Annotated in this window: 17 protein-coding genes; 9 read left to right on the top strand and 8 right to left on the bottom strand. The window is 69.6% G+C overall.

Translation table 11 applies throughout. The features are described 5' to 3' along the window. Positions 1 to 51: 51 nt before the first annotated feature. Positions 52 to 1,317, top strand: a complete 1,266-nt coding sequence (locus ACIBTM_RS21170; RefSeq protein WP_395878750.1) for a family 1 glycosylhydrolase — start codon at positions 52 to 54, stop codon at positions 1,315 to 1,317. Here ACIBTM_RS21170 and abc-f read toward each other — a convergent pair. Further along, on the bottom strand, positions 1,301 to 2,923 hold the full coding sequence (gene abc-f, locus ACIBTM_RS21165; protein WP_395878749.1) for a ribosomal protection-like ABC-F family protein: 1,623 nt from the start codon (positions 2,921 to 2,923) through the stop codon (positions 1,301 to 1,303). The genes ACIBTM_RS21170 and abc-f overlap by 17 nt on opposite strands. A 284-nt stretch (positions 2,924 to 3,207) precedes the next feature. On the opposite strand from abc-f, the gene ACIBTM_RS21160 reads away from it, so the two are divergent. The 5 genes from ACIBTM_RS21160 (at position 3,208) to ACIBTM_RS21140 (ending at position 7,270) form a co-directional block, all read left to right on the top strand. Further along, positions 3,208 to 3,804, top strand: a complete 597-nt coding sequence (locus ACIBTM_RS21160; RefSeq protein ID WP_395878748.1) for a hypothetical protein — start codon at positions 3,208 to 3,210, stop codon at positions 3,802 to 3,804. 42 nt (positions 3,805 to 3,846) lie between these two features. Further along, positions 3,847 to 4,674 (top strand): M55 family metallopeptidase, encoded by an 828-nt coding sequence (locus tag ACIBTM_RS21155; protein ID WP_395878747.1) that lies wholly within the window; start codon positions 3,847 to 3,849, stop codon positions 4,672 to 4,674. Beyond that, a complete protein-coding gene (locus tag ACIBTM_RS21150; RefSeq protein ID WP_395878746.1) occupies positions 4,667 to 5,962 on the top strand; it encodes a M20/M25/M40 family metallo-hydrolase in 1,296 nt (431 codons plus the stop codon). Before ACIBTM_RS21155 ends, ACIBTM_RS21150 begins: the two co-directional genes overlap by 8 nt. 131 nt (positions 5,963 to 6,093) lie before the next feature. Beyond that, positions 6,094 to 6,627 carry a hypothetical protein gene (locus ACIBTM_RS21145; RefSeq protein WP_395878745.1) on the top strand — a complete coding sequence of 178 codons (534 nt, stop codon included), beginning with the start codon at positions 6,094 to 6,096 and terminating at the stop codon, positions 6,625 to 6,627. 16 nt (positions 6,628 to 6,643) lie between these two features. Next, positions 6,644 to 7,270 (top strand): maleylpyruvate isomerase family mycothiol-dependent enzyme, encoded by a 627-nt coding sequence (locus ACIBTM_RS21140; protein WP_395878744.1) that lies wholly within the window; start codon positions 6,644 to 6,646, stop codon positions 7,268 to 7,270. Here the strand turns inward: ACIBTM_RS21140 and ACIBTM_RS21135 are convergent. Next, complete coding sequence (locus ACIBTM_RS21135; RefSeq protein WP_395878743.1) at positions 7,267 to 8,481, bottom strand: MDR family MFS transporter; 1,215 nt, start codon at positions 8,479 to 8,481, stop codon at positions 7,267 to 7,269. The genes ACIBTM_RS21140 and ACIBTM_RS21135 overlap by 4 nt on opposite strands. Continuing rightward, entirely contained in the window at positions 8,478 to 9,752 is a 1,275-nt protein-coding gene (locus ACIBTM_RS21130; protein WP_395878912.1) for an ATP-grasp domain-containing protein, read from the bottom strand. The genes ACIBTM_RS21135 and ACIBTM_RS21130 overlap by 4 nt, the downstream gene beginning before the upstream one ends. Positions 9,753 to 9,954: 202 nt before the next feature. On the opposite strand from ACIBTM_RS21130, the gene ovoA reads away from it, so the two are divergent. After that, complete coding sequence (ovoA, locus tag ACIBTM_RS21125; RefSeq protein ID WP_395878742.1) at positions 9,955 to 12,225, top strand: 5-histidylcysteine sulfoxide synthase; 2,271 nt, start codon at positions 9,955 to 9,957, stop codon at positions 12,223 to 12,225. A gap of 39 nt (positions 12,226 to 12,264) precedes the next feature. On the opposite strand, the gene ACIBTM_RS21120 is transcribed toward ovoA, so the two are convergent. Beyond that, positions 12,265 to 12,867 carry a TetR family transcriptional regulator gene (locus ACIBTM_RS21120; protein ID WP_395878741.1) on the bottom strand — a complete coding sequence of 201 codons (603 nt, stop codon included), beginning with the start codon at positions 12,865 to 12,867 and terminating at the stop codon, positions 12,265 to 12,267. 66 nt (positions 12,868 to 12,933) lie between these two features. Here ACIBTM_RS21120 and ACIBTM_RS21115 point away from each other — a divergent pair, with 66 nt between their 5' ends. Next, entirely contained in the window at positions 12,934 to 14,508 is a 1,575-nt protein-coding gene (locus tag ACIBTM_RS21115; RefSeq protein ID WP_395878740.1) for an FAD-dependent oxidoreductase, read from the top strand. 122 nt (positions 14,509 to 14,630) lie between these two features. Continuing rightward, entirely contained in the window at positions 14,631 to 15,704 is a 1,074-nt protein-coding gene (locus tag ACIBTM_RS21110) for a GDSL-type esterase/lipase family protein (RefSeq protein WP_395878911.1), read from the top strand. Here the strand turns inward: ACIBTM_RS21110 and ACIBTM_RS21105 are convergent. The 4 genes from ACIBTM_RS21105 to ACIBTM_RS21090 are packed head-to-tail and all read right to left on the bottom strand — an operon-like array spanning position 15,701 to position 17,852. Continuing rightward, entirely contained in the window at positions 15,701 to 16,000 is a 300-nt protein-coding gene (locus ACIBTM_RS21105; RefSeq protein ID WP_005150941.1) for a hypothetical protein, read from the bottom strand. The two genes, ACIBTM_RS21110 and ACIBTM_RS21105, sit on opposite strands and share 4 nt — an antisense overlap. Then, positions 15,987 to 16,214: a hypothetical protein gene (locus ACIBTM_RS21100; RefSeq protein ID WP_007035425.1), complete on the bottom strand. Its 228-nt coding sequence runs from the start codon at positions 16,212 to 16,214 to the stop codon at positions 15,987 to 15,989. The genes ACIBTM_RS21105 and ACIBTM_RS21100 overlap by 14 nt, the downstream gene beginning before the upstream one ends. Before the next feature lie 46 nt (positions 16,215 to 16,260). Continuing rightward, complete coding sequence (locus ACIBTM_RS21095; RefSeq protein ID WP_016334198.1) at positions 16,261 to 16,713, bottom strand: Lrp/AsnC family transcriptional regulator; 453 nt, start codon at positions 16,711 to 16,713, stop codon at positions 16,261 to 16,263. Then, positions 16,710 to 17,852 carry a M24 family metallopeptidase gene (locus tag ACIBTM_RS21090; RefSeq protein WP_395878739.1) on the bottom strand — a complete coding sequence of 381 codons (1,143 nt, stop codon included), beginning with the start codon at positions 17,850 to 17,852 and terminating at the stop codon, positions 16,710 to 16,712. The genes ACIBTM_RS21095 and ACIBTM_RS21090 overlap by 4 nt, the downstream gene beginning before the upstream one ends. Positions 17,853 to 17,860 lie beyond the last annotated feature (8 nt).

The following is a 17,860-nucleotide window of genomic DNA, read 5'->3' as shown; positions in this document are numbered from 1 at the left end:
CGGGTGTTGTCCTCGGTGGTCGCCGTCTCACTATGCGCGACACTTTCGGCCGTGAACGCGTCCGCATCGCAGGATGACGACTGGTCCCGGGACTTCTACTGGGGTGTCGCGTCGTCGGGTTACCAGTCCGAGGGCAACGCTCCGGACAGCAACTGGAAGCGGTTCGTGGACCGCTCCGCCGGAAAGGACGGCGTCGACGAATACCGCGACTCCGTCGACTTCCGGCACCGCTACGCCGACGACATCCGCCTCGCGGCCGGTCTCGGCGTCAACACCTACCGCTTCGGTGTCGAGTGGGCTCGCGTCGAACCCTCACCCGGCCGGTGGGACGAGACCGAACTGGCCTTCTACGACGACGTGCTCCGGCAGGTCCGCGCCGCGGGCATGACGCCGATGATCACGCTCAACCATTGGGTCTACCCGGGCTGGGCGCTCGATCGGGGCGGCTGGGCCGAGACGCGGACGGCCGACGCGTGGCTGGAGTTCAGCCGGAAGATCGTCCAGCGCTACGCCGGGCAGGACGTCCTCTGGGTGACGTTCAACGAGCCGCTCATCTTCCTCAGGAACGAGCAGAAGGTCGGCGCGCTGGACGCCACGCGGTATTTCGCGGCGCAGTCCAACGTCGTCCAGGCGCACCGGCGGGCCTACGACCTCATCCACGAACTCGACCCGACCTCGAAGGTCACCAGCAACCAGGCCTACATCACCGGGGTCAACGGGATGGCCGACTGGTTCTTCCTCGACCAGGTCAAGGACAAGCTCGACTTCATCGGCATCGACTACTACTACGGCCTCAGCATCGACAACTGGACCGTGTTCGCCGCGGCCACCGACAAGTTCTGGGACGTGAAACTCCAGCCCGAAGGCATCTACTACGCGCTGCGCAGCTACCACAACCGGTTCCCGCGCCTGCCTCTCTACATCGTCGAGAACGGCATGGCGACCGACAACGGGAAGCTCCGCGACGCGGACTACACGCGCGGCGATCACGTACGCGACACCGTGTACTGGCTCCAGCGGGCGAAGGCCGACGGAATGAACCTCATCGGCTACAACTACTGGAGCCTCACCGACAACTACGAATGGGGCAGCTACCGCGCCCGGTTCGGACTGTACACAGTGGACGCCCTCACCGATCCCGCGCTGACCCGGCGCCCCACGGACGCCGTTCCCGCGTACCAGGATCTGGTGAACGCGGGTGGCGTGCCGCAGGGCTACCGGCTCAAGCGCGGGCCCGGATTCTGCTCGCTCGTGGACGGGCTGAACAGCTGCCTCAACCCGGCAAAGGTGGACGGACCGCTCACGCCGCTGAAGTGACGAGTTCGAGCCGCCTGCCCTCGAATGTCCGCCGCATCCGCCGATCGTGGGTGACGACCACGAGCGCACCGGAGTACGTCGCGAGCGCCTGCTCCATCTCCTCCACGAGATCCGGGGAGAGGTGGTTGGTCGGCTCGTCGAGCAGCAGCAGGTCGGTCCTGGCCGTCACCAGCCTGGCCAGTTCCAGCCTGCGCCGCTGCCCGATGGACAGCTCCCGGACGGGTTTGCGCAGATCCGGCGCCCGGAACAGGCCCAGCGACAGCAACCTCTCGGCCGCCTCGTCCTCGTCACCGCCTCCGGCGAACACCGTCAGGACGGTCCGCGCGTCAGCGGCGAGCCCGCCGTTCTGGTGCAGGAACCCGATCCGGCCCGCCCGCTCCGCCGACCCCGTCGACGGAGCGAGCTCGCCGGCGAGCACCCGCATCAAGGTCGTCTTGCCCGCCCCGTTGGGTCCGGTCACGAGGACCCGTTCGCCGGGCAGCACGCTGAGCGACGTCCGCGGCAGACGGCCGTCGACCGACACGTCGTCCGCTTTCACCACGTACTGACCGGCCTCCGTCTCCCCCGCGGCGATCCGCGCGGTGAACCGGAGCGGTTCGGGCGGAGGCGGGACCGGGTTCGTCTCCAGCCGCTGGATCCGCTCGCGTGCCGACCGGATCCGGCTCATCGCCCCGTGCGCCCGGGAGCGGGCCCGGAACGCGCCCGCTCCGCTGAAGGCGGCCGGGGCCTTGCGCGGGATGGCCGAGAACCGGTCGATGTTGACGTCCGCCATTCGTTCGTAACGGGACTTCTCCAGCCGCCACTCCTCGTATTCGCGCACCCACCGGGCCCGCGCGGTCTCCTTCGCCGCGAGGTAGCCCGAGTACCCGTCGCCGTGCCGCTGCACGCTCCGGCGGTCGGCGTCGACCTCGAGGATCGTCGTGGTGACGCGGCTGAGGAACATCCGGTCGTGGGTGATCGCGACGATCCGGCCGCGATGCCCGCGGAGGTGGTTCTCCAGCCAGGCGACGGCGTCGTCGTCGAGATCGTTGGTCGGCTCGTCCAGCAACAGGAGTTCGGGCGACGCGGCCAGGGTGGCCGCGAGCGCCAGCCGGGATCGCTGGCCACCGGACAGGCTGTCCAGCGCCCGGCCGCGATCGAGACCCGGCTGCCCGAGCCCGTGCAGGGCGACCTCCACCCTGGCATCGGCCTCGTAACCGCCGCGGGCCTCGTACGCGGTCATGAGGTCGCCGTACGCGGCCAGGTCTTCGGCGGTTTCGAGCGACTTTTCGGCTGTCCGCAGCCGGGATTCGAGCTCCCGGATGTCGGCCAGCGCGAGGTCGATCGCGTCGCCGACCGTGGCGGTGCCGGGCAGGTCCAGCGTCTGCGGGAGATAGCCGACGCCGCCGGGCGCGGTGACGGTCACGGTGCCGTTGTCCGCCCGGTCGCGGCCGGCGATCAGCCGCAGCAGGGTGGACTTGCCGGAGCCGTTGTCGCCGATGACGCCCACCTTCTCCCCCGGTTTGACGGTGAAGGAGATCTGGTCGAGCACGACGTGGTCGTCGAAGCGTTTGGTGACGCCGGAGAGCACGAGTTGTGTTCCGGGATTTCGATGCGGGGTACGCACAGGGGCGTCCTCCTGATTCTCGCGGGGAAGAAGAGCAGACGAGGAAGGACGCGACCCGGCGGAGCGAAGGCTCTACGCCAGGGTCGCGTCGAAGGCGAGAATCACAGAGTGAAGAAAATCCCCATGCCGAAGACGGTAGCGGGAGAACGCGGACGGGCAAAACGAATAAAAAGTTGTGTACGGGTTCACAGAGTGGTCTGTGTCCCCATACCGCGACAGCGGCGCCCCGGTGACCGAGAATCGAACATGGAGGTTTTTCGCGGTCTGAGGGAATGGGGTTCCTCGTGCACGGGTCCAGCGGTCCGATCGCCCGGTTCCGGCGACGGCTCTTCCCTGGTCACAATTCGCTGGCGCGCGGCTCCGACCGGTTCGAAGCCCTCCTCCTCAAGCTCGTGATCCTCGCGGCACTGCTCGCCATCCCGGTCGCGGCCGCCGTCGGCTCGGCCAACCACGGCAGGCAGGTCGCCGCGGCCGCCGCCGACTCGACCGGCCGCACACCCGCCACCGCGTACCTGCTGAAGGCGGCGCCCGTCCGCATCGTCGACAGCGAGAGCGTCGGGACCGACACCTCGACCACCGAGGCGACCTGGACCGACTCGCGCGGCGCCCGGCACACCGGTGGCGTCCTCGCGACGCCGGGCAGCCCCGCCGGATCGGCCGTGCCGATCTGGATCGACGCCCGCGGTGAGCTCACCACCGCCCCGAGGACCGCGTCGACGGCCGTGTTCGATTCCGTGCTCGTGGGCCTGTGGCTCTGGTTCGCGGTGGTCGCCGCGCTCGTCCTGGTGCAACGGGTCGTCCGGCTGGTGCTCGACCGGCAGCGGGCCGCGGCCTGGGAGCGCGCTTGGGCGGTCTACCCGCGTTCCGGTTCCTGGCCCTGATCCCGGCGGCGAGGGCAAAGAGCCTCGGCTAGGGTGCCCGGCATGCGCATCATGATCTCGGCGGACATGGAGGGCGCCACCGGCGTCACCTGGACCGAGGACGTCATCCCCGGCACCGAGCAGTGGCAACGATTCCGCCGTCTGTTCACCGGTGACGTCAACGCCACCATCGCGGGCCTGTTCGACTCCGGCGCCACCGACGTGCTGGTCAACGAGGCGCATTCCTCGCAACGGAACCTGCTGCTCGAAGACCTCGACGGCCGGGCGCGCATGCTCACCGGCAGGCACAAGCCGCTCTCGATGATGCAGGGGATCGACACCGGCGTGGACGGCGTCGTCTTCCTCGGCTACCACGCCGGTGCGGGTTTCGACGGCGTTCTGTCCCACACGTACCTGGAGAATCAGATCACCGGCGTGTGGCTCGACGACGTACCCGCCAGTGAAGGCAGGCTCAACGCGGCGATGGCCGCCGAGTACGGCGTCCCGGTGCTGGTCGTCTCCGGCGACGACAAGGCCTGCGACGACGCCCAGGACTACGCGCCGGAAGCCGAGCTGGTCACGGTGAAGGAGTGCGTCAGCCGCTACGCCGCGATCTGCCTGCCGCCCGCCAGGACGGCCGAACTGCTGTCGTCGGCGGCGGCGGACGCGATGAACCGGGCGGGCCGGGTCGAGCGGTACACCACTCCCCACCGGATCGAGGTCGAGTTCGACGCGAGCCATCTCGCGCAGGCCGCGGCGGTGATCCCGACGGTGGAACAGATCGGCGTGCGGCGGGTCGGCTTCGACGCGCCGGACATGACCGAAGCGATGAAGGCGTTCAAGATCGTCACGGCGATCGCGGCTGGGGCGGTGCAAGGTATCTATGGCTGAGTTTGACGTGGTCGAAGTCTGTTCGCGGTTGATCCGGTTCGACACCACGAACCGGGGCAACGGGGACTCCGAGGGCGAGCGTGAGGCCGCCGAGTACGTGGCGTCGTTGTTGTCGGAGCTCGGGATCGACTCGAAGATCATCGAGTCCGCGCCCCGGCGCGCCAACGTGATCGCCCGGGTCCCGGGCACCGACCCGAGCCTGCCCGCGCTGCTCGTGCAGGGGCATCTCGACGTCGTCCCGGCGGACGCCGCCGACTGGTCGGTGGACCCGTTCTCGGGCGAGGTCCGCGACGGGTTCCTCTGGGGCCGCGGCGCAGTCGACATGAAGGACTTCTGCGCGATGGTGCTCGCCGCCCTCGCCACCGGCGTCCGGCCGCGCCGGGACATCGTCCTGGCGTTCGTGGCCGACGAAGAGGACAAGGGTGAGTACGGCGCGCACTGGCTCGCCGCGGCGCACCGGGACCTGTTCGACGGCTGCGCGGCCGCGATCAGCGAATCGGGCGCGTACACCTACCACGTCCCCGCCGCCGACGGCCGGATCGCGCGGCTCTATCCGGTGGCGACGGCCGAGCGCGGCACCGCGCACCTGCGCCTGACCGCCAAGGGCCGTGCGGGACACGGCTCGCGTCCCAACGACGAGAACGCGGTCACCCGGCTGGTCACCGCGCTCGGCAAGATCGCCGCGCACCGCTGGCCGGTCCAGCTGACCCCGACCGTCCAGGCCTTCCTCGAACGCACCGGGGAAGCGCTCGGTGTCCCGGTCGATCTGTCCGATGTGGACGGAACGATCGCGCGGCTCGGGCCCGCCGGGGCGCTGGTCGTGCCGACGGTCCGCAACAGCACGACACCGACCATGCTCGACGCCGGCTACAAGGTGAACGTGATCCCGACCTCGGCCGAGGCCCAAGTGGACGTCCGCGTCCTTCCCGGCGCCGAACCGGCGCTGCTCGCCGAAATCGACGCCATGCTCGGCGAAGGCGTCACCCGCGAGTTCGTCGCGCACCAGCCACCGGTCCAGGCTCCGGTCGATTCGCCGTGGTTCGACGCGATGGCGGACGCCCTGCGTTCGGAGGACCCCGAAGCCGTCGTCGTCCCCTACTGCATGGGCGGCGGAACGGACGCGAAGGCGTTCAGTCCCCTCGGGATCGACTGCTACGGCTTCGCGCCTCTGCTGCTGCCGGAAGGCTTCCCGTACCGGGCGATGGCGCACGGCGTGGACGAGCGGGTCCCGGTGGAGGGACTGCGGTTCGGCACGCGGGTGCTGCGGCACTTCCTGGAGAACTGCTGAGCCACACCTTGCCAAGTACGTGAAGGCCCCCTTCATTGCGCTAGACGCAATGAAGGGGGCCTTCACGTACTTGCGCCGACCGTCCGGAGCCTTTCATTCGAATTTCATGAAGGTCGCTTAGCGTCGCCACCGTGAGACCTTCGACTTCGCGCGCCCGCGCGTGCGTGCTCCTGATCGGCCTCGGCATCGCGATCTCCGCGTGCCGCGGCGGCTTCCCGATCTCGCGTTCCGACCTCCCACCAGAAACGTCCACGTCTCCCCCAGTCGAGACCCAGACCCTCACCGTGACGCCTCCGGCCACGACAGCGCCGACAGCGCCGTCCACGTCGTCCGCGCCGGGCCTCGAACCCGCCGCGGTCGACCGCGTGTTCCAGGTCTACATGAACGGGCTGGCCAATCACGACATGACCGCCTTGCGCAGCGGGACCTGCCCGCGCCTGAGGCCGACCCTGCTCGGGTTCGAACTCCACGGGCATTACGTCGAACGCTGGGAGATGCTGCCGTACTCCGTCCCGTCAGGACAGGAGTTCGTGACGGTCCAGGCCAAGGTCACCCAGCGGAACGCGCGCACCGGCAAACTCGCGGGTGACGTCGTCTATTCCTGGTACGTCGAGCGGAACGAGGACACGAACTACTACGTTTGCGGGTGGCTCGACTACGAATGATCACAGGAGGCCGCCGATGAGCATGGTCGCGCGACTCGCCAGGGACGAACGGGCGGACTTCGCCGCGTTCCTCCGAACGCTCTCGCCTGGACACTGGGACGCGCCGACCTTGTGTTCGGAGTGGACGGTCCGCGAGGTGGTCGCCCACGTCGTCGACTACGACACCCAGCGCTTCCGCGACCTGGTCGGCCAGGCCGTCCGCGGCGGGCTGCGGCTGAACCGGATGAACGCGCTCGGGGTCGCGCGAAAGCCGGACCGGACACCGGAGGAGCTGATCGCGAGGATCGAGGAACACCTCGAACCGCGCGGCCTGACCTCGGCGTTCGGCGGGCGGGTGGCGCTGCTCGACGGGCTGCTCCATCACCAGGACATCCGGCGTCCGCTGGGGTTTCCCCGCGAGGTGCCGCGGGATCGGCTGCGTCACGCGCTGGCGTTCGCCCGCTACGCCCCGCCGGTCAAGGCGGGCAAGCGGGCACGCGGACTCCGGCTCGTCGCCACGGACCTGGACTGGTCGGCCGGATCCGGACCGGAAGTACGCGGACCCGGCGAGGCTGTCCTGCTTTCGATCGCCGGCCGGGACGTGGCACTGGACGAACTTTCCGGCCCCGGCGCGGCGATCCTCGCGTCCAGGATGGACGACTAGCCGACGGCCGCGACAGGAACCGTCGTGGTGGCCATCCGGCGCCGGACCGCGTTGCCGAGCAGCAGCTGACCGACGGCCGCGGCCAGGCACAATCCGAAGCAGACGCTCCACAGCACAGGTGCGCCCAATACCAGCAGCTGCGTGCCGCCGAGCGGGGCGACGAACGCGGCGAGGCCCGCCGCCGTGCCGTAGGCGCCGTTGTACCGGCCGCGCAGATGCGGCGGGGCGAGCTCGGCCACGATCGCGACACCCACCGACTGGATCACGATCTCGCCGAGGGTCCAGAACGCCGCGCACGCCGCGTACGCCGGCGTCGTCGACGCGAAGGCCGTGGCCCCGAAACCCAAGCCCGTCAACAGGATCCCGAACGTGAGCACCCGCGAGGGATCCCACCGTCCCAGCCGATGCCCCACCAGCGGCTGCACGACCACGATGACGATCCCGTTCACCGCCATCACCAGCCCGTACCCCGCCGGTGAAAGACCGTCCTCGCGCATCGCCAGCGGCAATGTGGCCAGGCTCTGCAGGAACACGAACGCGACCACCAGCGAGACCAGCATCAGCCCGGCCATGACCCGGTCGCGCAAGACGACGGTGAAACCGCCCCGTTCCCTGGGGCCGCTGCCACCACCGGTCTCCGGCACCGCCCGCCAGACCAGCAGCCCGAACAGCACGCACGTCGCCGCGTCCACCCAGAACAGCGTCGTGAATCCCGCGCGCGCCAGCGTGCCGCCCAGCACCATCGCGATCGAGAATCCGAGGTTGATCGCCCACAGCAACAACCCGAAAGCCCGCGTGCGGTCGGCCCCTGGCACCAGATCCGCCACGATCGACTGGGTGGCCGGGCGGAACACGTCGAGCGCCAGCCCGAGCAGCAGCGCGGCGACCGCGATCAGTTCGAGGCGTTCGACGTAACCCAGCACCAGCATGATCGCGCCGGTCGCGAGCATGCCGCCGGTCAGCGTCGCCCGCCTGCCGATGCGGTCGGCCAGCATGCCGCCGATCAGCTGCGAGAACACCTGCCCGATGCCGAGCAGCGCCAGCACGGTTCCCGCCGTCGCCACCGAAAGGCCACGTTCGCTGGTCAGATACAGGGCAAGGAACGGCAGGACCATCGTGCCGAGCCGGTTGACGAGCGTACCCGTCCACAGTACCCAGAACGACTTCGGCAGCCCGCCGAGCCGGGTCCGCAGGAACCCCGGCGCCGTCATGGTTCGAGCTCGTAGCAGCCCACGCCGTCGAGATACCGCAGCGTGCCGAGATCACGCAGGACGTACTCCTCGATCTCGTGCATGAACGTGACGACCGCCGGGAATGTCGTGTCGTCGACGGTGCGGCGCAACGGTTTCCCCGGCCGCGTCAGCACGAACATCTCGTGGAAGCTCTCCAGCCGCTCGATCTCGTCGAGCACCGTGTACCGGCGCAGCGTGCCTTCGACCGGCGAGAGCAGGGCGGACCAGGCGTAGTGCCGCCGGATCCGGTAGTCCTCGCCCCACCGCTCGCGGAACCGCTCCGGCCGCAGCACCGCGTCCGCCATCCAGTCCAGCTGGGACTCGCCGATCGCGAGCCGCGCCAGATGCGGCAGGTCGCCGCCCGAGAGGCGGGAACCCACCTCGATCAGCCGCGGGCCCTGTGGTGTCCGCTTGATCTCGACGTGCGCCGCGCCGTGCCGGATGCCCAGCGCGTCGAGTACCGCGAACGCGTAATTCACCAGTTCGTCGTGGCCCGGCCCGCGCCTCGGCACGATCTGGCAGGCGCCGAGCAGGTCGGACACCCCGTTGACGGCGAAGCGCGAGGTCTTCCAGATGTCGCACACCTGGTGCAGGCCGTCCATGCTGACCGTGTTGACCATGTACTCGGTACCAGCGAGATATTCCTGCGCGATGACGAAGTCGTTGTCCTCGGAGAACACGTTCTGGCGCCCGGTGATCGTGCGCAGTGCCGCGACGGACTGCTCCGGAGTGTCGCAAAAGGACACCCCGTCGCCGCCGGCGCTGCGGTTCGGTTTGACGACGATCCGTCCGCCCACCTCCCGATGCCATGCGGCGAGTTCGGCTTCGTCCGAGGTCGGCAACTGCCGTGCGACGGGCAGGTCCGCCGCCGCGACTGCTTCGCCCATGGCGGCCTTGTCCCGTCTGGCCAAGGAAAGGGCGGTGCCGTTCGACGGCACTCCCAGCGCCTCGCTGAGTTCGTCGGTGAACGCGACGGCGTATTCGCCGCCGGCCACGACCGCGACCGGCCGGTGCACCGCCAGCGCGTCCACTGTTTTCGCGAGGTCGCCGTCGTGGACGATGTTCTCGCGATAGTTGCTCATGGTCGGCGAGGACTTCCGGTACTGCCCGGGTGCGTCCGGCGCGCTCTGCACACGCACACAGTCCGCGCCCAGCGCCAAGAACGTCGGCGCGATGTGCCGGGCGGTCTGCGGCAACCCGTGGTCGGCCGTTTCGTAGGTGTCCACGAGCACGACACAGGGCTTCGTCACCAAGGGTTTCACCTCTCAACCGGTGGATCGGAACACCGACGGTCCCAGCAACGCGATCACCGGGCATCTCCCCGTTTGCGCTCCCGCGCCGGGCTTCTTCCAACGCGCGATTCAGCGCACGAATGGAGAGGAAATGACCTTTTCGAAGATGCGACGGTTTCGGCACCCGCCCCCCAGTGCCCCAGAACTGAAGTGAGGTCACATGACGTCGACGTCCACCTTGGAACCTTGGGAGAGAAATGCGGTAAAGCACTCCGACGAGCGGCTGAACGGAGCCCGCGATCCACAGTGGTGGTACACCGGGGTCCGCCCCGAACCCGGCCGCTGTCCGGGCGTGGCCGAATCCGGCGAGATCAGAGCGCTGCCTCTACCCGACCTCTCCGTCTGCAGCCGCGAAGAAGTGCTGGACTACTTCGACAACGCGTGGACACTGCACGAGGTGCTCTTCGCCGGTTTGAAGGGCGCGGAAGCGTTCTACCGTCCTCCGGACCACAACCTGCGGCACCCGATGATCTTCTACTACGGCCATACGACCGCGCTGTACGTCAACAAGCTGCGCGTCTCCGGGCTGCTGGACGCGCCGATCGACGCCTATCTCGAGCACGTCCTGGAAATGGGCGTCGACGAGAACTCGTGGGACGACATGTCGAAGAACGACATGGTGTGGCCGTCGGTTTCGGAGGTGAAGGACTACCGCGCCGAGGTGTACCGGACGGTCGTCGGCATCATCGAGCGCACCCCGTTCGCCCCGGATCTCGGGCGTCCGGTGACGATGGACGACCAGGCCTGGGCCCTGCTGCTGGCGATCGAGCACGACCGCATCCATCTGGAGACCAGTTCGGTGCTGATCCGCGAGATGCGGTCGAGCCTGGTCGAACGGCCCGCCGCGTGGCCCGCGCCGTCGCCGCTGCGCCGCACCACCGAGACCGGCAAGCCCGAACCGGGTTCCGTGCCCGCCAACGGCACCGTGACCGTGCCCGGGCGCACGGCCCGGCTGGGCAAGCCGCAGTCCTTCCCGTCTTACGGCTGGGACAGCGCGTACGGCTCGCGCCGTCAAGAGCTGCCGGACTTCGAAGCGGCCCGCTGTCTGGTGAGCAACGGCGAGTTCCACGGCTTCGTCGCCGACGGCGGCTACCGGCGGCCGGAGTTGTGGTCGGCGGAGGGCGAGGCGTGGCGTCGCTTCCGCAACACCAAGTGGCCGCGGTTCTGGGTACCGACCGGGCCCACCGGGCTGCACGCGTTCCGGCTACGCACGCTGTTCGACGAGATCGACATGCCGTGGGACTGGCCGGTGGTGGTGAACTACCACGAGGCCAAGGCCTTCGCCGCCTGGCGGTCCGAAAAGGACGGACGGGAGTACCGGCTGCCGACCGAGGCCGAATACTTCCTGCTGCGCGACCTGCCGGAACGTCCTGGCGTCGCGGACGACGTCGTCATGCGGCTCGACGGCGCGCAGCTGCGTGAGACCGGGATCAACCTGGGCCTGGCCTGGGGCTCGGAGGGCCCGGTCGACCACTCGCCGACGACGTCGCAGGGGCTCCACGACGCCGGCGGCAACCTGTGGGCGTGGAGTGAGGACACCTTCAATCCGCTCGAAGGCTTCACCCCGCACCCTTACTACGAGGACTTCTCGGTGCCCAGTTACGGCGGTCAGCATCAGCTGATCCTGGGCGGCGCCTACATCAGCACCGGCGAACTGGGCAGTATCTGGGCGCGGCACTTCTACCGGCCGCATTTCCTGCAGCAGGCGGGAATCCGGCTGGTCGTCGCACCGGAGTCCCTTGTGGATGGTGCGGCGCGCGCGGAACTCGACCAGGCTCTGCTCGGCCAGTACGGCACCGCCGAACAGATCTTCGGCCGGGCCGGGCATCCGCTGGCCGCGACCGTGGGCCATCCGGACCGGCTGGCACGGAGGTTCTTCGAAGCCGCCGATGAAGCCGGGGTCGAGCTGCGGCGGGTCGCGGATCTCGCCACGGCGGCGGGCGGGCTGGCGTTCTCGCTGGCCGGGCGGCCGATCGAGGTCGTCGGGCTGGACGACCGGCCGATGTTCGTCGCGACGGCGGACCGGCTGGCCGACGGCTGGGACGTCGGCTACGAGGTGCCGGGTCGCGGCGAGCCGCACGCGCGACGGCCGTCGATCGCGCCGGGCGGCGACGTCTCCTTCACCCTCGCCGACGCCGGACGCCCGCCCGCGGCGCTCGGCACGTTCGACGGCGTGGTCGTGGCGGACGCCTTCGACCGGCTCGGCGGCGCGGCGGGCTACCTGCGCCCGCTCGTCGGCTCGGAGAACTTCCTCCGCTCCGGAGGGCTCCTGCTCGTGGCACTTCCCCGGGCGTCGGCCGCCGAACTCGCGAACGTCCTCGGCGACGCGTTCGAGCAGCTGTCGGAAAGCACGGAGCCGAGCCTGACCAAGGCCGATGGGCACCGGTACGAGATCACCGACCTGGAGGTCTCCATCTGGCGCAAACGCTGATCCCCGAGGGCGGGCCCGCCGCGGCCCGCCCTCCTGGCTTCACAAGGCCTTGGCCAGCGCGCCGAAGGCCGTGTTCAGCCGCTCGCAATGCGCGGCGACGACACCGGCGAGGTCGTCTCCGGCGAGGCGTCGCCGCGTCGTCGCCACGGCGACGGTGCGGTAGGCGGCGACGATCAGGGCGGCGGCCAGCTCACTGTCACCCGAGAACCTGGTGTCGCTTTCGAGCTCATCGGCCACCTCGGCCTCGATCTCGTGCTCGAACTCACGCAGCCGCGAAATGAGCGCGCGCGACCCGGCCACGGTGCGCGCGAGCGGCTCGCCCGCCTCGCTCAGGCCGGACAACGGATGCTGTTCCTCCGCGAGGGCGAGAGCCGTCCGGTGGAACGCTTCGACGACCCCCATGCCGTCCGGCCGGTCCCGGATCGCCGTCCGCGCGATGCCGACGGCGTCAGGCAGCCGATCGAGCGCGAGATCCTCTTTGCGCTCGAAATGCGAAAACACCGTCACCTTCGAAACGCCGGCGGCGGCGGCGACCTCGGCGACCGTGACGTCGTCGAAGCCGCGCTCCACGAAAAGTCCCGTCGCGACCTCGGCGATATGCGCCCGCGTCTTCGAACCGCCCCGGTCTCCTCGCTTCGCCATGTGACAAGAGTACCTTTACTCGATAACCTTACCAGGTAAGCTTATCGAGTAAAGCTTGGAGTCATCATGAACCGGACCGACGTGATCGTGGTCGGAGCAGGGCCCACCGGCCTGTTCCTCGCGAGCGAACTCGCCTTGCGAGGAGTAAAAACAACCGTGCTGGAGCGGCTCACGGAGCCGGATCCGACGATCAAATCCGGCTCGATCAACGTCGCCAGCGCCGAGATCCTGGACAGGCGCGGCCTGCTGCCCGCCGCGGAGGAAGTGCAGCGCCGTCGTCTGGCCGAAGCCAACGCCTTCACCGCCGGCCGCTCGAACCGGACCGTGCGCGAACTGACCGACGCGGCGGGCAGGACCTCCCGGCGGTTCCCCGTCCTCGGGCATTTCGCGGGGATCATGTTCCAGCACGACCTCGTCGATCAGGACGATCCGGTGCTGGCCGCGCATACGGCCGTGGCCAACGGGATCATGGTTCCCCAGCACGATCTCGAACTGCTGCTCGGCGATCACTGCGCTCGGCTGGGCGTCGAGATCCGCCGCGGTGTCGAGGTGCGGGGTCTCCGAAGCGCAGGCGCCGATTTCGACGACGATGCCGATGTGGTCGTCGAGACCGACGTGGGCGACTTCAACGCGCGATGGGTCGTGGCCGCCGACGGCGGACGAAGCGTCGTCCGCAAGCAGCTCGGTGTCGACTTCGTGGGCACCGACCCGGAGCTGGTGGGCTATCAGGCCATCGCCGATTTCGACGACCCGAGCGAATTGCGCCGCGGGTGGAACTGGACGCCTCACGGCATCTACACCTATGGCCCGGTGCCGGGGCGCATCCTCGTCGCCAGGTTCGCACCTCAACCCGAGGACAAGAACGCTCCCGTGACCGTCGACGAGCTACAGAGCGCGGTTCGCGAGGTCACCGGTGTGCCGGTGACCATCACGGGACTGCGGGGCCGGGCGACCCGGTGGTCGGACAACGCGCGCCAAGCACGGACCTACCGGCGCGGCCGGGTACTCCTGGCAGGCGACGCCGCCCACGTGCACTCACCATTCAGCGCACAGGGCCTCAACCTCGGCATCGGCGACGCGGTCAACCTCGGCTGGAAACTCGTCGCGACCATCCAGGGACACGCTCCGGCCGGGCTGCTCGACACCTACCACGCCGAGCGGCACCCGATCGGCGCGTGGGTCCTGGACTGGACACGGGCCCAGGTCGCGCTCCTGCGCGGCGACGAACGGACCGCCCGGCTGCGCGACGTCGTCGGCGGCGAGCTCTTCGCGGTCCCCGGCGCGACCAACCGCATGATCGCGCTCTCCTCGGGGATCTTGCAGCGGTACGACGTCGCCGACGACGCCACCGGACCGGTCGGCTCGATCGCGGGCGATGTCGAACTCGGGGCGGGAACAAGGCTCGCCGACCACGCTCACGACGGCCGCTTCGTGCTCGTGGACCGCTCGGCCGACGGTCGGTACGCCGACGTGGCCGCCGGGCTGGAAAGCCTGGTCACCTACGTCGCGGATCCCGATGTGGCACAGCCGAGTCTCTTCGTCCGCCCGGACGGGATCATCGCCTGGGCCGACGGCTCCGAGAACGCCGCCGACCACGCGCGGAAGCTGCTCGACGTCGCGATCCAGCGCTGGCTCGGCTGATTCAGAGGGCGGTGAAGCGGCTCAGCTCTTCCCAGGCGGCCGGCTCCGCCGCCCTCGACATCGCGACCGTCACACCGACATGATCACCCTCCCGGGCGACGGGTCCGTAGAATCCGATGACGATGCGACGTTTCCGGTGGTGGTGGGGTGCTCTCGCGCTCACGTTCGTGGTGGTTCTCGTCGGGTTCATTGCCTTTACCGGGTCGGAAAGCCGCCCGGGGCAGCCGTCCCCGCGCCAAGGACCGCCGGGGACGGGGCCGCTGACGGTCGTCTCCATCGGCGACAGCACCGTTTCCGGCGAAGGCGCGGGCGATTACACGCCCACCACCAATGGGCAGGGCGGCAACTGGTGCCACCGCTCCCCCAACGCCTTCGTCGAGCAGATCAAGATCCCCGACGTCACCGCACGCGTGAACCTCGCATGTTCGGGGGCTCCCTCGGAGCAGATCGCCTTGGGCGAGGCCAAGCAGTGGACGGAGCCGTCGCAGGCGCAGCAGCTCGCGAACCTGATCAAGGATCACCGGGTCGCCGCCGTGGTGATCGCGATCGGCGCGAACGACGAGCCGAAGTTCTCCGCTCAGGTCAACGAGTGTTTCAAGGCGTGGTTCTCCCCGCAGAATCCGCCGTGCAGCGCGGCGCTTCGCACCACCTGGAAGTCCAAAGTGGACGCCATGGTGCCGAAGGTGACCAATGCGGTCGCCGACGTCAAGAAGGTGTTGGCACAGGCGGGTTACGTCCCGGCGGACTACCAGCTCGTGCTGATGTCGTACGCCTCGCCTGTCGGCCCTCAGATCCCCGAGGCGCTGCGCAGCCTCAACGGCTGCCCGTTCCGCACCGAGGATCTGGAATGGATGCGCCGCGACGGCGTCTCCATCCTGTCGGACGGGCTCAAACAGGCCTCAAGGGCGACCAGCGCACGCTTCCTCGACCTGTCGCGAGCCGGTGCCGGGCACGAAGCGTGCAGCAGCGACCCGGCGAACGAGTGGTTCAGCAGGCTCACGCTGCAGCTGCGCGACCTCGGCCAGGTCGACCGCGCGAGCCACGCGCTGCAGGAGTCCTTCCACCCCAACGCCAACGGCCACGCGCAGGTCGCGAACTGCCTCAACGAGTTCCTCGCCGCGCGCGCGGGCAACGCGTCGTGCCTCTCCGGCCCCGACGGCAAACTGCACGCCGCGCCCGAGGTGGTCGCGCGCTAGAGGTCGAGGGCGGCGCGCAACGCGATGTCGATGCGCTCCTGGACCTCTTGGTCGATCTCCGCGATCTTCTCGTCGAACCACGGCCGGTACAGGCGCGTGAGGTTCAACGTGGAGACCCAGTACCGCGCGTCGACGGCGACACCGAGGATGTCCTGCGGATCACGGTCCAGCAGTTCGGTGCCGAGCAGCCACGGCCGCTCGGATTCGTTCACCCCGTCCGAGGACAGCAGGACGACGGTGCGCTGCCGTGCCGGTTCGGTCGGGGGGTGGTACGTCCAGACTTCACCCCTGTGCACGCAGATCCTTCTCCGCGGCGGTCAGCTCGGCCTCGTCCGATTCGGCGGACGGTTCGACCGGGGCGCGCTGCGGGGTGTATCCGGTGCGCACGGCCTCCCTGCGGGCCGCTTTGGACAACCACGACGAGACCGAGATCCCGTGTGCCTTCGCGGCCCGCTCGGCGAACTCGAGCGCACCACTATCGAGTGAGAGAGTGACCTTACGTGTTGCCATACCTTTTATCGTACCAGCGTCGCGCAAGCCCACCCCCTCTCTCGTCTCACAGGGTGGGCGAGCGGCCCTCGAACGGCGTCGACAGCACCACCGTGGTCCGGGTCGAGACCTTGGCGGACTCGCGGATCCGGCGGAGCAGATCCTCCAGGCCGAGCGGCGACGCCACCCGGACCAGGAGGATGTAGGACTCGTCACCGGCGACCGAGTAGCAGGACTCGATCTCCTTGATGTGCTCGAGACGCTGCGGGTAGTCGTCCGGCGCGGCCGGATCGTTCGGTGTCAGCGAGATCAGCGCCGTGAGCGGGAGGCCGATCTGCTCGCCGTCGAGCCGGGCGGTGTAGCCGAGGATGACCCCGCGCTGTTCCAGGCGGCGCACCCGCTGGTGCACCGCCGACACCGAAAGCCCGACGCGCTCGGCCAGATCGGTGAAACTGCGCCGCCCGTCCGCGGCCAGCTCCTGCACGATGGCTTGATCCAGCGGCTCCAGGGAACCGGTCATGCGTCGAGCACGATCAAGTCGTGCGGGCGCTGGTTGACCGCTTCGACACCGTCCTCGGTGACCACGACGATGTCCTCGATCCGGGCGCCCCAGCGGCCGGGCTGGTAGATGCCGGGCTCGACGCTGAAGGCCATGCCCGGCTCGAGCGGCAGCGCGTTGCCCTTGATGATGTAGGGCTCCTCGTGCACGTCGAGGCCGATGCCGTGGCCGGTGCGGTGGATGAAGTACTCGCCGTACCCCGCCTCGGCGATGATGTCGCGCGCGGCGGCGTCGATCGACTCGGCGGTGACGCCAGGGCGCACGGCGTCGACGGCGGCCTTCTGGGCACGCTGCAGGACGGCGTAGGTCTCGGCGACGTCGGCGTCACGCGGCTCGCCCACCGCGTACGTGCGGGTCGAGTCGGAGTTGTAGCCCTCGGCGATCGGGCCGCCGATGTCCACCACGACGACGTCGCCGCGCTCGATCACCCGCTCGGAGACGTCGTGGTGCGGGCTGGCGCCGTTGGGGCCCGAGCCCACGATCACGAAGTCGGCGTGGGTGTGGCCCTCTTCGACGATCGCGGCGGTGATGTCCGCGCCGACCTCGGCCTCGGTGCGGCCGGGGCGCAGCCATTCGTGCACGCGGGCGTGCACGCGGTCGATCGCCGCTCCCGCGTCGCGCAGCGCCTGGATCTCGGCCGCGTCCTTGCGCATCCGCAGTTCGCGCACGATCGGCCCGGCCAGCGTCTGCTCGGCGTCGCCGAGCGCGCCGCGGAAGGCGAGCACGTGCAGCGCCGGGGTGAAGTCGCTGACCGCCACGCGACCGGGCTTGCCCAGCCGGTCGGCGACCAGTTCGTAGGCGTTGTCGCCGTCGACCCAGGTGACGACCTCGATGCCGAGCTCGTCGGCGGGGACGTCGGCGTAGCCGGGCGCTTCCAGCTTCGGCAGGACCAGCGCCGGGACGCCGTCGGCCGGGATCACCAGCGTGGTCAGCCGTTCGAACGAGCCCCCGGCCTGGCCGATGAGGTAGCGCAGGTCCGAGCCGGGCGCGATCAGCAGGGCGTCGGTGTCGGCGGCGGCGGCCGCGGCGCGGGCCCGGTCGAGGCGGGCGCGGAGGCTGGCGGCGTCGGGGGCGGGATTGTGAAGGGAACGGCGCGACATGATGGCGA

The organism is Amycolatopsis sp. NPDC049868 (genome assembly GCF_044461365.1).
Taxonomy (GTDB): domain Bacteria; phylum Actinomycetota; class Actinomycetes; order Mycobacteriales; family Pseudonocardiaceae; genus Amycolatopsis.
This window is presented reverse-complemented; position numbering and strand designations above follow the sequence as displayed.

Excerpts from the sequence above, each read along its gene's own strand:
- ACIBTM_RS21155 (WP_395878747.1), top strand. The coding sequence starts at position 3,847 with ATGCGCATCATGATCTCGGCGGACATGGAGGGCGCCACCGGCGTCACC.
- ACIBTM_RS21150 (WP_395878746.1), top strand. The coding sequence starts at position 4,667 with ATGGCTGAGTTTGACGTGGTCGAAGTCTGTTCGCGGTTGATCCGGTTC.
- ACIBTM_RS21140 (WP_395878744.1), top strand. The coding sequence starts at position 6,644 with ATGAGCATGGTCGCGCGACTCGCCAGGGACGAACGGGCGGACTTCGCC.
- ACIBTM_RS21135 (WP_395878743.1), bottom strand. The coding sequence starts at position 8,481 with ATGACGGCGCCGGGGTTCCTGCGGACCCGGCTCGGCGGGCTGCCGAAG.
- ovoA (WP_395878742.1), top strand. The coding sequence starts at position 9,955 with ATGACGTCGACGTCCACCTTGGAACCTTGGGAGAGAAATGCGGTAAAG.
- ACIBTM_RS21120 (WP_395878741.1), bottom strand. The coding sequence starts at position 12,867 with ATGGCGAAGCGAGGAGACCGGGGCGGTTCGAAGACGCGGGCGCATATC.
- ACIBTM_RS21115 (WP_395878740.1), top strand. The coding sequence starts at position 12,934 with ATGAACCGGACCGACGTGATCGTGGTCGGAGCAGGGCCCACCGGCCTG.
- ACIBTM_RS21110 (WP_395878911.1), top strand. The coding sequence starts at position 14,631 with ATGCGACGTTTCCGGTGGTGGTGGGGTGCTCTCGCGCTCACGTTCGTG.
- ACIBTM_RS21100 (WP_007035425.1), bottom strand. The coding sequence starts at position 16,214 with ATGGCAACACGTAAGGTCACTCTCTCACTCGATAGTGGTGCGCTCGAG.
- ACIBTM_RS21095 (WP_016334198.1), bottom strand. The coding sequence starts at position 16,713 with ATGACCGGTTCCCTGGAGCCGCTGGATCAAGCCATCGTGCAGGAGCTG.
- ACIBTM_RS21090 (WP_395878739.1), bottom strand. The coding sequence starts at position 17,852 with ATGTCGCGCCGTTCCCTTCACAATCCCGCCCCCGACGCCGCCAGCCTC.